The sequence below is a fragment of the Caloranaerobacter sp. TR13 genome (assembly GCF_001316435.1).
Taxonomy (GTDB): Bacteria; Bacillota; Clostridia; order Tissierellales; family Thermohalobacteraceae; genus Caloranaerobacter.
The window spans coordinates 59,142-72,444 of record NZ_JXLL01000003.1; the positions used below are offsets into that span (position 1 = coordinate 59,142).

15 protein-coding genes are annotated in these 13,303 nt (G+C 31.1%); all 15 read right to left on the reverse strand.

The window, feature by feature from the left end; translation table 11 throughout:
- Window positions 1-332: 332 nt before the first annotated feature.
- The 15 genes from TR13x_RS04635 to TR13x_RS04705 all read right to left on the reverse strand — a co-directional run bounded on the left by TR13x_RS04635 (window position 333) and on the right by TR13x_RS04705 (window position 13,232).
- Window positions 333-1,253, reverse strand: coding sequence for a hypothetical protein (locus TR13x_RS04635; RefSeq protein WP_054870737.1), 921 nt, complete (start codon window positions 1,251-1,253; stop codon window positions 333-335).
- Window positions 1,254-1,268: 15 nt separating this feature from the next.
- Entirely contained in the window at window positions 1,269-1,994 is a 726-nt protein-coding gene (nagB, locus tag TR13x_RS04640) for a glucosamine-6-phosphate deaminase (RefSeq protein ID WP_054870738.1), read from the reverse strand.
- A 74-nt stretch (window positions 1,995-2,068) separates the two neighbouring features.
- The gene (gene nagA / locus TR13x_RS04645; RefSeq protein ID WP_054870739.1) at window positions 2,069-3,223 is read right to left on the reverse strand and encodes an N-acetylglucosamine-6-phosphate deacetylase; all 1,155 of its coding nucleotides are present in this window, start codon (window positions 3,221-3,223) and stop codon (window positions 2,069-2,071) included.
- A gap of 68 nt (window positions 3,224-3,291) precedes the next feature.
- Window positions 3,292-4,683, reverse strand: coding sequence for an N-acetylglucosamine-specific PTS transporter subunit IIBC (nagE, locus tag TR13x_RS04650; protein ID WP_082394790.1), 1,392 nt, complete (start codon window positions 4,681-4,683; stop codon window positions 3,292-3,294).
- A gap of 117 nt (window positions 4,684-4,800) precedes the next feature.
- The gene (locus TR13x_RS04655; protein ID WP_054870740.1) at window positions 4,801-5,535 is read right to left on the reverse strand and encodes a GntR family transcriptional regulator; all 735 of its coding nucleotides are present in this window, start codon (window positions 5,533-5,535) and stop codon (window positions 4,801-4,803) included.
- Window positions 5,536-5,580: 45 nt separating this feature from the next.
- Complete coding sequence (locus tag TR13x_RS04660; protein ID WP_054870741.1) at window positions 5,581-6,069, reverse strand: PTS glucose transporter subunit IIA; 489 nt, start codon at window positions 6,067-6,069, stop codon at window positions 5,581-5,583.
- A complete protein-coding gene (gene murQ, locus TR13x_RS04665) occupies window positions 6,062-6,937 on the reverse strand; it encodes an N-acetylmuramic acid 6-phosphate etherase (RefSeq protein WP_054870742.1) in 876 nt (291 codons plus the stop codon). Before murQ ends, TR13x_RS04660 begins: the two co-directional genes overlap by 8 nt.
- A 236-nt stretch (window positions 6,938-7,173) precedes the next feature.
- A complete protein-coding gene (locus TR13x_RS04670; protein WP_054870743.1) occupies window positions 7,174-7,848 on the reverse strand; it encodes a Crp/Fnr family transcriptional regulator in 675 nt (224 codons plus the stop codon).
- A gap of 153 nt (window positions 7,849-8,001) precedes the next feature.
- Window positions 8,002-8,436 carry a gamma-glutamylcyclotransferase gene (locus tag TR13x_RS04675; protein ID WP_054870744.1) on the reverse strand — a complete coding sequence of 145 codons (435 nt, stop codon included), beginning with the start codon at window positions 8,434-8,436 and terminating at the stop codon, window positions 8,002-8,004.
- Window positions 8,437-8,451: 15 nt separating this feature from the next.
- Entirely contained in the window at window positions 8,452-9,093 is a 642-nt protein-coding gene (gene pcp / locus TR13x_RS04680; protein WP_054870745.1) for a pyroglutamyl-peptidase I, read from the reverse strand.
- 115 nt (window positions 9,094-9,208) lie between these two features.
- Window positions 9,209-10,123: a DUF979 domain-containing protein gene (locus TR13x_RS04685; protein WP_054870746.1), complete on the reverse strand. Its 915-nt coding sequence runs from the start codon at window positions 10,121-10,123 to the stop codon at window positions 9,209-9,211.
- A gap of 16 nt (window positions 10,124-10,139) precedes the next feature.
- On the reverse strand, window positions 10,140-10,826 hold the full coding sequence (locus TR13x_RS04690; protein WP_054870747.1) for a DUF969 domain-containing protein: 687 nt from the start codon (window positions 10,824-10,826) through the stop codon (window positions 10,140-10,142).
- Window positions 10,827-11,047: 221 nt separating this feature from the next.
- A complete protein-coding gene (locus TR13x_RS04695) occupies window positions 11,048-11,428 on the reverse strand; it encodes a hypothetical protein (RefSeq protein WP_054870748.1) in 381 nt (126 codons plus the stop codon).
- A gap of 246 nt (window positions 11,429-11,674) precedes the next feature.
- Window positions 11,675-12,598 carry an AEC family transporter gene (locus tag TR13x_RS04700; protein WP_054870749.1) on the reverse strand — a complete coding sequence of 308 codons (924 nt, stop codon included), beginning with the start codon at window positions 12,596-12,598 and terminating at the stop codon, window positions 11,675-11,677.
- Window positions 12,599-12,902: 304 nt separating this feature from the next.
- Window positions 12,903-13,232, reverse strand: coding sequence for a rod-binding protein (locus TR13x_RS04705; protein WP_054870750.1), 330 nt, complete (start codon window positions 13,230-13,232; stop codon window positions 12,903-12,905).
- Window positions 13,233-13,303: the final 71 nt, after the last annotated feature.

Sequence of the window (13,303 nt, forward strand, 5' to 3'; positions counted from 1 at the left end):
AGTTTATTCCTCGCTTTCTATATTAGTTAATAATAGTTAATAGTTGATAGTGGGTGGATAGTTAAAGTATCATGGAACTGTTTTAATAATTTCGATATAATTTGACATAATTCCTTCTTAAAAATAATATTTTTTCATAGGTATTTTGTTGCATTTTTGTTATTTCTATAGTTTTTGATATATTAATTTTAATAAGTTTTTTTATAGAGTGTCAATGTACTGTCGTTCGCAATTCAGCTTTTTAGTAAAATTAAAACTTCTGAGGTAATAAACATGGTTCATTATCCCAGAAGTTCTGCGATTTGAATAAAATGTGAAGCTAAACTCTATTATTATCTATTTACCGACCTTGCCATTCTTCTATAAGTATGTCTTTTTCCTCTTATTGCAATAGAATAAGTCATAATATTTTCAGGTATAGCTACTCCAGTAAAACCTGCATCTCCTATATGATGCATATCTGCACCAGCCATTTTGCTGTTTAATGCAATTGTCTTTATTGTATTTTCATCAGCTCCTTCTTGTGAAGTCCCAATAGTTGTCATAGCTAATGCTCCATATTTGTGAATTACATCAATTAGCATTTTAGCATATTGAACAGTCATTCCAGGTACAGTCCCAGGAGCAGGTAAAAGTATAATATCACTGCCAGCTTCAATGAACTCTACAACTGTTTTTTCATCAATTATTCCTCCACCTGATTCATGTGTACTACCAGCACCATGCATTTTACCAGAAATTATAATAATGTCATTTCCTACTTTGTCTCTTATTTCTTTTATTGAATCTATTATCTTTTTATTTGTGACTCCAGTTTTAGGATTCCCAGTTAAAACTATCATATCGATACCATGTTCAATAGCTTTTTTTACATTCTCTGGTGTTGCCAATCTTCCTTTTGGTAATTCTACACGTTTTTCAATTAATTCAGCATCTAAATCTACTGGTTCTAAGTTTATGCCCACAAATCTACCAGTTAATCTTTTTATCTCACTTACTACTTTTTCACCTTTTTCTATAGGTAATCCCAAAACTTGAGGATTGTTTACGTCATAGAAGTTTAAAAGCACTATATCTGCACCAAAAGCACATACTAATTCAACATTACTAACATCTCCATAAAGAGGAGGGTATACACCTACAACTTCAGAAACAATAGTTCTTCCTTCAGCAGCCCTTATACTTTGAATAATCTCATTCTTTGACATTTTGTATATATCAGAAGAATTTAAATCGAGAATTCTCTTTACCATAATAACCCCCCTAACCTATAATAATGAAGCTGCTTCCTTATCAGCTATAACGATAACATCTGGATGTAGTTGTAATACAGATGCAGGTACTTCTGGTATAATTTTACCCTTAACAGCTTTATATATAGCCTCTGCTTTTTCTTTTCCGGAAGCAAGTAATAATATCTTTCTTGCATGCATTATGGTCTTTATTCCCATACTTATTGCTTTAGTAGGAACTTCCTGTATTGAATTAAAGAATCTAGAATTTGCTTTTATTGTATCTTCATCAAGTTCTACAAGATGTGTTTTAGCTTCAAATTTTAAGTCTGGCTCGTTAAAACCTATATGTCCATTTCTTCCAATTCCTAATACTTGTAAATCTATACCTCCTGCTTGTTGTATCTTTTTTTCGTATTCTTCACATTCTTTTTCAATACTTTCTGTCATTCCATTTGGAATATGTATATTTTCTTTTTTTATGTTTACGTGATTAAATAAGTTTTCCATCATATAGTAGTGATAGCTTTGTGGGTTTTCTTTTGGTAAACCATAATATTCATCTAAGTTAAATGTCTTTATGTTAGCAAAGTCTATATCCCCATTATTATAAAGTCTTATTAATTCTCTATACATTCCCTTTGGCGTATCTCCTGTCGCAAGACCTATAACACTATCTGGTTTTAGTATAATCTGACTTGCTACTATGTTAGCTGCTTTTCTGCTCATTTCCTCATAATCCTTTACAATTATTACTTTCAAAGTCTTGTCCTCCTCTCCTATCCATATTCGAGTACTAGTATATCTACAATAATAAATTCTTCGCTACTTAAAAATTAAAGTTTATTAAAAACAATTTTACCTTCTACAACAGTAAAATATATATTTAAATCTTCATCAAAGATTGTTATATCTGCATCTTTGCCTATGTTAAGACTACCTTTATTTTTATCTATTCCAATCACTTTAGCTGGATTTTGTGTAACTAATTTAATAACTTCATGTAATTTAATGTTGGTGTTTTCTAAAATATTTTTTACTGCTTTATTTAACGTTAATATACTTCCAGCTAAAGTGTTATTTTCTAATCTTGCCGAGCCAGATTTTACTATAACTTTTTGACCTCCTAGTTCATATATACCTTCTTTCATACATCCAGCTCTCATTGAATCAGTTATAAGTACTAAGTTTTCTACACCTTTTATGTCTATGAGTAATTGAAAAATAGCTGGGTGTACATGAATTTTATCAGCTATTAATTCACATGTAATGTTACTATTAAAAACTGCGCCTACAATCCCTGGATCTCTATGATGCATCGGAGTCATCGCATTAAAAAGATGTGTAGCGTGTTTTATTCCGCTTTTGATAGCTTTTTTTGCCTCATCATAAGTTGCATTAGAATGACCAATAGAAAGGGTTATGTTACTATAATCCTTCATTTTTTGTAAAAATTTATACCCTTCATCCATTTCTGGTGCTAGTGTAATTATTTTAATAATGTCTAAGTACTCTTTGATAAAGTCGAAGTCAGGCTTCAAAATATATTTTGCATTTTGAGCACCTTTATATTTTTCATTTATAAAAGGTCCTTCCATGTGTACTCCTAATACTTTTGCTCCTTGAATATCTAGATAGGTAGCTTGTCTCACTATATTTAGCGCTTTATATATAGTATATCTATCCATAGTCATTGTAGTTGGTAAGAAACCTGTAACTCCAGTTTTTGCTATAGTGTTGCTAATGTTAGTTATGGATTCTATAGTGCCATCCATAATATCACTTCCACCAGCACCATGTATGTGAATATCAATAAAACCAGGTGATATGAATTTCCCTTTAACATCTATTAAGTCTATATTTTTATATCTATCTATTTCTTGTAAATCTAAAATATCAATTATCTTTTCATTAAATATCAATACTTTGTTTTCTATGATTGAATAATCATGTATTATTTTCCCATTGATAAGGCCATATATTTTCTTCATACTTTATCGTCCTTTCTTTTGACAAAATGACATGGTAGCAAGTCGAGCTACCATGTCAATGCCAGTCTTTAGGATACAACTGTATTTTTAGCCATTAGCCTTTTCATTTCATCTGCTATTAGTTCAGCCTTAGTGCCTACAACAACTTGCATATTTTTATTATTAGGTCTAAGTACGCCAGACGCACCTAGTTTTTTAAGTTCTGCATCATTAACTATAGAAGCATCTTTTAATGTTAATCTAAGTCTTGTAATACAAGCATCTATTTCTTCAATATTTTCTATTCCACCTAGCTTTTCTATATATGCTGACGCTACCCCTGATAACCCCTTGCTTTCTATCTCACTATCTATTGAGCTACTTTCTTCATCTAATCTACCTGGAGTAGGTAAGTTTAATTTCTTGATTACGTAAACAAAAATTAAATAGTAAATTAACCCAAAAACTAAACCAATAGGTATTAATAGCCAACCTTTTGTAGCCAATCCCATATTTAGGAAATAGTCTATAGCTCCAGCAGAAAAACCAAAACCATGTCTAATACCTAAAACATGAACTACAGCTAATGATAAACCAGTAAGTATAGCATGTGTTATATATAGAATTGGAGCTAAAAACATAAATATGAATTCTACTGGTTCAGTTATACCAGTAAGGAAAGATGTAAATGCAACACTTATCATTGCTCCACTAATTGCCTTTCTATTTTCAGGCTTAGCCATTGTAATCATCGCTAAAGCTGCTGCAGGAAGTGCAAACATAAATATTGGATAAAAACCTGCCATAAATGAACCTGCAGTTGGATCTCCAGCAAAGAATCTGCTTAAATCTCCAGTTGCGTCTCCGTATTGACCAAATACAAACCAAATAAAACTATTGATTACATGATGTAATCCAAATGGAATTAATAGTCTGTTTAATACTCCAAAAGCAAATACTCCTACAGCTCCAGCTCCTATTATCCATTCACCAGCTGCTTGAATACCATTTTGAATAGGAGGCCATACATAACCGAAAATAAGTGCTAATACTATACTTGCAGCAGCTGTAACAATAGGTACAAATCTTTTACCTCCAAAAAATCCTAGCCAGTCAGGTAGTTTGATATCATGAAATTTATTATATAAAACACCTGCTACAATACCAGAAATTATACCTGCAAGTACACTCATATTTATATCTGGATTAATAGTGACTATAGCATTAGTTAGAACAAGATAACCTACAGCACCTGCTAGACCTGCTGATCCGGCACTATCAAAAGATAATCCGACTGCAACACCTATAGCAAATAGTAAAGCAAGATTAGCAAATATAGCTTCCCCAGCTTTCATTACAAAAGGAATATTAAATATATCGCTAGCTCCTAATCTAAGTAATAGTGCTGCTGCTGGCAAAACAGCTATTGGTAGCATCAAAGCCTTACCAATTTTTTGAACTTTCCCAAATGAATTTCTCACTTTTGCTCCCCCTTTTTTATTTTTCAAATATATTTTGATAAAAAATATTTATAAAGCCTTTCCACACACCCCCTCAAAATTTATTCTCTAAGAAAAATATTTATGCCATTTGCTAAATTATGACCTAAGTATAACTTCGTATTTGTATTTGTCACTTCTATAGATAGCTTTTGTATATTCAATAACTCTACCATCATCTAAATATGTCTTCCTTCTAAATAGCAGAGCTAGTGATTTTATGTCTAAGTTTAATAAATCACTTTCATATTCATTTAACATTATAGGTTCTATTGTTTGTTTAGCATAATCCAAAGTATAACCATACTTTTCTTTAAAAATCTTATAAAGTGATTTGCCTTCAAGCATATCTTTTTGTAAGTCAGGGCACATATTAAATGGTATCCATACAATCTCAATAGCAAAAGGTTCATCTTCTACTATCCTTAACCTTCTTATTTCTATAACCTTATTATTTTTTTCATCCATATTTAGATGGTTTTTTATCTTTTTAGTAGCTTCTTTTATTTTAAAAGACAATATATGCGTGTCTGTTTTTAGCCCCTTTTCAGCCATCTCTTCTGTAAAACCTCTTAATTGCGAAAGCTGCTGTTTGATTTTAGGTTCAGAAACGAATGTACCTTTTCCTTGTTCTCTATATAATATCCCTTCATTCACTAATGCCATTATTGCCTTTCTAGCAGTCATCCTGCTTATACCGTGAATTTCACATAATTCTCTTTCAGGAGGTACTGGATCTCCTGGTTTTAATTCTTCATTTTCTATCATTTCTTGAATTATTTCCTTTAACTGATAATATAAAGGTAAAGGATTTTGTTTTGATACTTTTCTCAAAAATATCCCTCCAAACTCGTTTGCTAATCTCACTTAGAACAACTCTTACTTAGCTTTTAGATTTATCTTCATTATCGAATCACTAAAAGCTTTCACATATCCTTTCATTTTATTTAAACTATCAACTAACTCCATATTGGTTATAACTATAGGACTAATAATTGATTTTCCATTTTTCTTTAAGTATTCCAAATCAACCTCAAGCAATTTATCTCCAGCTTTTACATAATCCCCTTTATTAACATAGCTTTTAAAGCCTTCTCCCTTTAACTCAACAGTATCAATTCCTATGTGTATAAGTATTTGCAAACCTTCTTCAGTTTCTATACCTATGGCATGATTTGTAGGAAATATCTGTATTATCTTTCCATCACAAGGTGCAACAGCAATTCCATCAGTAGGTTCAATAGCTATCCCATCACCAACCATCTTCTGTGAAAAAACTTCATCTGGTACATTTTCAATGTTAATTATTTTGCCCATCATAGGTGCTAAAATATCTCTACTTTTGTTCCTTCTGAAAAATTTAAACATGTTTGATACCTCCATGATTATCTAGAAAATTTTTAGCCTCTATTAAATTTACATTCTTCTTAATCATAATAATTGCTAATTTAGCGTCATAATCGCATTCTTCTAGAACATCTTTAATTAGTTTTTCTTCTGCTCCTGTTGCTAAATAGACGATTTCTTCTACTCTTTTTCTAAGTTTTTTGTTTATAGGTCTAACATTTATCATAAGGTTACTATAAACTTTTCCTATTTTAATCATAGATGCAGTACTGAGCATATTTAAAACCATTTTTTGTGCTGTTCCTGCTTTCATCCTAGTAGACCCCATAATTACCTCTGGCCCTACTTCTACACAAATAGTAATATCACATTTATCTTTTAATTTGCCTTTGCTATTACATATAAGACCTACAGTTTTAGCACCAATTTCTTTTGCATATTCTATCGCTTTTATAACATAAGGAGTATTGCCACTAGCACTTATACCAACCACTATATCTTTAGAGTTAACTTTTCTTTTTCTCATATCTTCGATTGCTAATTTTTCATCATCTTCTGTATGTTCAAGCCATCCACTTATTGCCTTCTCTCCTCCTGATATGATTCCTTGTACCATAGAATCATCTACTCCAAATGTAGGAGGACATTCAGATGCATCTAGCACTCCTAATTTCCCACTTGTACCACTACCTACATAAAACAGCCTTCCGCCTTTGTTAAAACTTTCTACGATTAAATCTACAGCTTTAGCAATATTATTCTTTTCCTTTTCAACTGCATAAGCAACTTTTTTATCTTCATTATTTATTTTCTCTATTATTTCAAGAGTAGACAATTTATCAATATTTAACGTATTTATATTTCTCCCTTCAACAATTATATTGTTCAAATTCTTCTCAACCTTTCTTTAGACTAAAGTTTTATTTAGTTGTTATATATTTGTATTATTGTTATGTTGTATATACCAATTTACGCCTATATTATATATGTATTTATTATTCTTGTCAAATATTACTAGAATAAATATTACTTCATAAATCATTTATAAAATTACCATTAACAAGCTGCTTGTATATATGCAAATTTATGACATAATTTTTCTTGTATAAGATCTAATTGAAAAAACTAAATTAATGGCTCTATATAAGTTCTTAGCTTTTCCATATCTTTTATTACTATTTTCCTGCTTTGAATATCTATTATCCCTTTATCCCTAAATTCATTTAATCCCTTCGTTACTGTAACTCTTGAACAACCTATCAAATCAGCTAGTTCTTGATGAGTAAGAGAAAGATTTATGACAATATTCTGTTCTATCCATCTGCCTTCTTGCGATGAAAGTCTAATAAGTGTATCAGCTATTTTCCCAAGAGAACTATTGAAAATCATATCTGCCATTTGAAACATTAATATTCTATATTTTCTAATGACACTATGAAGAAAAAATTTATGAACTTGATCGTTTATTTGCAGAACCTTATTTAATTTCTCCTTGTCAACAATCGAAATCACTGTATTTTCCATAGTTCGAGTAATAACATTAACACTGCCACCACAAAAATAACTCATCTCTCCAAAAATCTCGCCAGGTTTAAGTATATAAAGAATTTTTTCTAATCCTTTATAACTATACAAAGTACGTTTTACTTTGCCCTCTACTACTATAGCAACAAAATCAGTCCCTGATATATCTATTATAGAGTTCTTCGGATATTTTTTATATATACCTAATCTACTTATTTCTAAAAAAAATGCGCGCATTTCATTCTGTTTTTTTTCATCAAACAAATCATTATACATGAATGTCACACGCCTTTCTTATTTAGTATAATTATACTAATTATATCAAATTTTTACTTGTTTCACAGAATATATTGATTACTTTTTAAATATAATTTTTTTATCGTTTATATAGTATAATTTAAGGAGATGCTATTTGAAATAGCACCTCCTTCAACCTACACTCTTACTTATATCCTCCATGTATTTCCTCCAATTTCCATGAGGTATATAAATATTTTCACTCATTAATCTTCTCATATCTTTACAATTATACATATACACATAAGCTTTCTGAATAGTATTATCCTCAAGAACTTCTATTTCTTTAAGAACTCTATTGTACTCATTGTCCTCATTATTTTCTCCAAAAAAATTTTCTACTCTATCTAACTGCTTAAGTGTCTTATAAAAATCTTTTATTAATATAAATTCTCCATATACATAATCCTCACCATTAATCATAGCAGGATAACCTTTATCTACTAGGTGATAAAGTTTTCCTCTTGTTCTTGCCACTTTTCTTTCTAAGACTTTTCCTTTCAAATGATTATTATAATTAAAAAAACCCTCCATCAAACTACCATAAACGAATAAATATTGGCACATTCACATCACCTTCTTTTAGCAAATCTTCCCTTCTATTGCTTTTATGTCTTCTTTATTTTCTATAGCTGCTTTTATAGCAAGTCTAAGGCCCTCTGTTATATTATCTAACGACATGCTAGGAGTATTTTTTTTATTTATAACCTGTTCAGGTATAAAAGGCACGTGTATGAATCCACCCCTCATATTAGGATATTTCTTATCAATCAGATGCAAAAGGCCATACATAATATGATTACATACAAATGTCCCAGCACTATTTGATATAGATGCTGGAATTTTATTTTTCCTTAATTCCTTTACCATAGCTTTTATAGGAAGTTTGGCAAAATACGCATTTAAACCATCTAAATATATTGGTTCATCAATGGGCTGATTACCTTCATTATCAGGTATCCTAGCATCATCAATGTTAATGGCTACTCTTTCTATTGTAATATCAAATCTCCCTCCTGCTTGACCAACACATATAGTTATATCAGGTTTTTCACTTTCTATTACTTTTTCAAGTTTCTCTATAGATTTTCTAAACACTGTAGGAATCTCTACTTTTATAATTTTGGCACCTGCTATCTCATCTTCAAGCTTTTTAACTGCTTCTAGCGCAGGATTTACCTTTTCTCCTCCGAATGGTTCAAATCCTGTTACTATAACTTTCATGATAATGCCTCCTTTTATTTTTTATAATAAATCAAGTTTTGATATAAGTATTTAGTTAGCGGAGGTTAAAACCTCCGCTTTTCAACATAAAACTACATTTAACCGCCTTTACCTTTTAAAATGCTAAAACATACATAAGCACTATATGAGTTGCAAGAAGAACTAGTGCAAGTGGTATTTGGCTTAATATAACTCTGTTTTTGTTCTTAGTTTCTAATATCGCAGCAGGTACTATGTTAAAATTAGCAGCCATAGGAGTCATAAGAGTTCCACAATATCCTGCAGTAAGAGCAAGAGCTCCTGCTATAGCCGGATTTGCTCCCTGTGACAATACGAATGGTAAGCCAATACCTGCTGTTATAACTGCAAAAGCTGCAAAAGCATTACCCATTATCATAGTAAATATAGCCATACCTACACAATAAGCTATAACTCCTGCAAGTATATTTCCTTCAGGAATAATACCAGAGATACCTTGTGCTATAACTTGACCAACTCCTGCTGCATTAAACAATGCTCCTAACGCTGCAAGCAATTGTGGTAAAATACTTGCTGATCCTACCTGCTGTAACAATCTACTTCCATCATATCCGACATATTTTACTTCTGCCTTTGTCATAACAAGTGCGATTATAGTTGCTGCAATTGCACCAAAGCCAAGCCCTACTAAACCTCCTAATTTTGTAAACTGAGCAATCCCGAAAGCAAATACTGCTATAGTTAAAGCTGGTATAAAAATCTTGTTTCCTATTAATTTTGATTTTTCTATTCTAAACTTTTCATCTGCATTTTTGAGTGACCCAAGTCTAACCTGTTTAAATGCAGTAAGTACCCCCATTACAAGTAACATGAATCCAACCATTGATGGTGGTAGGTATTTCCCAAACATAAAAATAACTGCTAAAAGCCCCCAGAATAAAGCTGTCCCTATCTTAGTTGAAAGTTTCTTATCTTTCAAAGCCATGTAGCTAGCAATAAATGAAACTAAACCAGCTAATACATATAAACCTTCTAACAATATCCCTTTCATCCTCTCACCCCTTCATCTATTCTGTTGCTTCGCTCTTGTGTTTGTTTAGTTTTTTCGAAAACTTTTTATCTAATATGTAATATTGTATTGTCGCATAAACAAGTGCAGCTACCGCTATTGGAATAGAAGCCCTAGATACTGCTAAAGGGGTAACTTCTATACCAAGTTCACCTAAAGTACCCACTATAAGAAGTACTCCACCTGATGCGATAAATACATTTTGCCCAAAAAAGTTACCATAGTTCTCGGATGCCGCTGCATAACCTTTAATTTCTTCGATTTCTTCTTCTCCAAGATTATCATAATTGGCTTCAGCAGCTCCTTGTGCCATAGGAAAAATCAAAGGTCTAATAAATTGGACATGTCCTCCAAGTCTTAAAGAAAATGCAGCTGCCAACTCTCTTATAATAGTATAAATTGTAAGTACTTTCCCTGTCGTAACTGCTTTTATGTTTTTGATAAGTTCTGCTGCTCTTTCTCTTAAACCGTATCTTTCTAATATACCTATAACCGGAAGAGTAACTAAAAATAATGACATGTATCTTGTTTTTATGAAAGCACTTCCAAGGGTAGACAAGATTTCCCCAAAACCAAGTCCACCTACTAGTCCTGTTACAATTCCAGCTATAAGTACGACCGCTATGGTGTCTAGTTTTAAAATAAAACCTATGATAATAATAAGAACACCTATTAGTTTAATCATACAAATCCCCCTTCTTTATTTTTAGTCTAAAAATATATGTTAATTATATTTAATAATTAGATAAGGTTCTGTAGTCTGGACTACATTTTTTAGATTTTTCTGATTTTTTATTTATCTTAAAAACTATGTTTTAATGTTCACTACTCTAACTTAAAAACAAAATTTTGATACTATAGAAAACAAAAATAGGACGGAATAACCGCCCCTATCAATTTACTTTATTATTTTGCATTTCTAAAGATTTTTTTAAATTTTATAATCTCATTGTCATTCTGAACTACTTTTAAGGTTAAATTATTTATCTCATATTTTAAGTCATCTCGAACATTTCCTAATTCATTATATACATATTCTATCTCTTGTTTAAGCTCTTCTCTTGTTAGTTCATGTTCTTTAAGAATTCTGTCTTCTAATTTAGTAACCCTATTGTCTAAAGTCTTTATATCTTCCCTAGTCGCTTTTACTTCCGTTTCGATAGAATCCATTCTACCTTCCATTGATGTGATTTTGTCTTCCATTGATGTAATTTTGTTTCCTATTGATGCAATTTGGCCTTTTAAAGACCCAATTTCTTCTAAAATATCTCTCAATAACTTCTCCATAGAAACACCCCATATTCTCTTATTATGTTAATTATAACATAAAATTTCCATCAAAAAATAAGATAAAATTTTTCTGTGGATTATTTAATAAAACTTCTTTGCATTTCTCTAAGATATCCACATTATTCACATCCTATAAGTTTATTATTTATTTAGACTTTCTTAAATTACAAAATAAATGTCAACGTATCATTGGTCTTTCGTAGTTCGCTGTTCGTATTATTTGAAAAATTGACTAAATTGTATCTAAATTGTATTTAAAATAAATAAAATAAATGGTATTGTTGCTATGCTTATTAATGTTGTTAAAAACACTCCCTGTGAGGCTAATCTGTAATCAGAGTCAAATCTTCTTGCAAATATTGCTGCATTTGCTGCTGCTGGCATACTGCTGATGATAACTGGTATGCCTGCAACTACTGGGGGTAAATTTAATCTTGTTAATACAAATAGAACTGATAACGGTATTATTATAAGTCTTAATAAGGCTACTATAAAAAGTTTGCTGTTACCAAATATCTCTTTAAACTTTGCATCTCCTAATAGAGAACCTACTACTAGCATAGCCATAGGGGTTGTTGATGCCCCTAATTTGTGTAAGGATATATATAATGGCTGTGGTAACTTGATAGAAAATATAAAAAAGGTAAATCCTAAAACTATTGAAACTGTTCCAGGGTTTATTAATGCTTTAAAATTTATTTTCTTTTCACGTCCTGGGTTTACTAATATTACTCCTAATGTCCATATAAGGATGTTAAAAATAAGGTTGTATATTGCTGCATAAAATACACCAATCTTACCAAAAGCTACTTCAACAACAGGATAACCCATAAAGCCAACATTCGAAAATATTATTAAAAAGAGATATACTCCTTTTTGCATACCTTGTATCTTCAGCAGCTTTACAAATATAACACCAACTATAATCATAAAGGTATAAACTATTGCTCCAATCATAAGTAGTTTTATACTATTACTTAACATATCTTGTGAAAATTTATAGTTCATTGATGTTATTATAAGTGCTGGTAAAGTCACATATATTATAAGAGTAGATAGGCCTTTGCCTAATTCATCTGTCATAATGTTTATTTTTTTAAGTATAAAGCCTAGTATTAGTAGAATGAATAGAACAAGTACCTGGTTTAAAATTAGTATAAAATCCATTGAATTCCTCCTTATTTGTCGCACAATGAATTGTGCTCTACGGTTCTTTTGCTAATGATTTGTGTTCTGTTTGTTTACCGCACAATGAATTGTGCTCTACAGTTCTTTTGTTAATGATTTGTGTTTTGTTTGTTTATCGCACAATAAATTGTGCTCTACGGTTCTTTTGTTAATGATCTGCGTTTTGCTTGTTTATCGCACAATGAATTGCGCTCTACGGTTCTACTGAGCGTATAAAAATAGGGAAGGAGAACCTTCCCTACTATATTATCATAATTTATTAAACTGGTATACGGAGAAATTATTATCTCCTCTTTAGCTGCTCATATAATATTTTTGCTAAGCCGATTCCCTGTCCTTTTTCGCTTACTGATTTAGCTATCTCTTGGTCATACATGTCTTCAAACAATTCTCTTGCTGCAGTCTTTTCTACAAGTCCTCCGTCTGGAATAGTTGAACGCATTTGTTTTAAAAGCATATGAGTAAATACGGACTCAAATTCCCTGCAGACTTTCATAAGTTCTTTATCGTCCTGTTTTGTATATGCCTTATCTATTTTTCTTTTTAGATTCAATGTATTAGATTGAGATTTTTGTATATTAGCTTGATTTATTATGTTGTTTATATTTAACATAGGATCACCTCAGTTTCAGTTGCCAGTTGCCAGGGTACAGGAGGCAGGCACCTAGTACCCAGTACCTAGTA

Excerpts from the sequence above, each read along its gene's own strand:
- TR13x_RS04635 (WP_054870737.1), bottom strand. The coding sequence starts at position 1,253 with ATGGTAAAGAGAATTCTCGATTTAAATTCTTCTGATATATACAAAATG.
- nagA (WP_054870739.1), bottom strand. The coding sequence starts at position 3,223 with ATGAAGAAAATATATGGCCTTATCAATGGGAAAATAATACATGATTAT.
- TR13x_RS04660 (WP_054870741.1), bottom strand. The coding sequence starts at position 6,069 with ATGTTTAAATTTTTCAGAAGGAACAAAAGTAGAGATATTTTAGCACCT.
- TR13x_RS04670 (WP_054870743.1), bottom strand. The coding sequence starts at position 7,848 with ATGTATAATGATTTGTTTGATGAAAAAAAACAGAATGAAATGCGCGCA.
- TR13x_RS04675 (WP_054870744.1), bottom strand. The coding sequence starts at position 8,436 with ATGTGCCAATATTTATTCGTTTATGGTAGTTTGATGGAGGGTTTTTTT.
- pcp (WP_054870745.1), bottom strand. The coding sequence starts at position 9,093 with ATGAAAGTTATAGTAACAGGATTTGAACCATTCGGAGGAGAAAAGGTA.
- TR13x_RS04685 (WP_054870746.1), bottom strand. The coding sequence starts at position 10,123 with ATGAAAGGGATATTGTTAGAAGGTTTATATGTATTAGCTGGTTTAGTT.
- TR13x_RS04690 (WP_054870747.1), bottom strand. The coding sequence starts at position 10,826 with ATGATTAAACTAATAGGTGTTCTTATTATTATCATAGGTTTTATTTTA.
- TR13x_RS04695 (WP_054870748.1), bottom strand. The coding sequence starts at position 11,428 with ATGGAGAAGTTATTGAGAGATATTTTAGAAGAAATTGGGTCTTTAAAA.
- TR13x_RS04700 (WP_054870749.1), bottom strand. The coding sequence starts at position 12,598 with ATGGATTTTATACTAATTTTAAACCAGGTACTTGTTCTATTCATTCTA.
- TR13x_RS04705 (WP_054870750.1), bottom strand. The coding sequence starts at position 13,232 with ATGTTAAATATAAACAACATAATAAATCAAGCTAATATACAAAAATCT.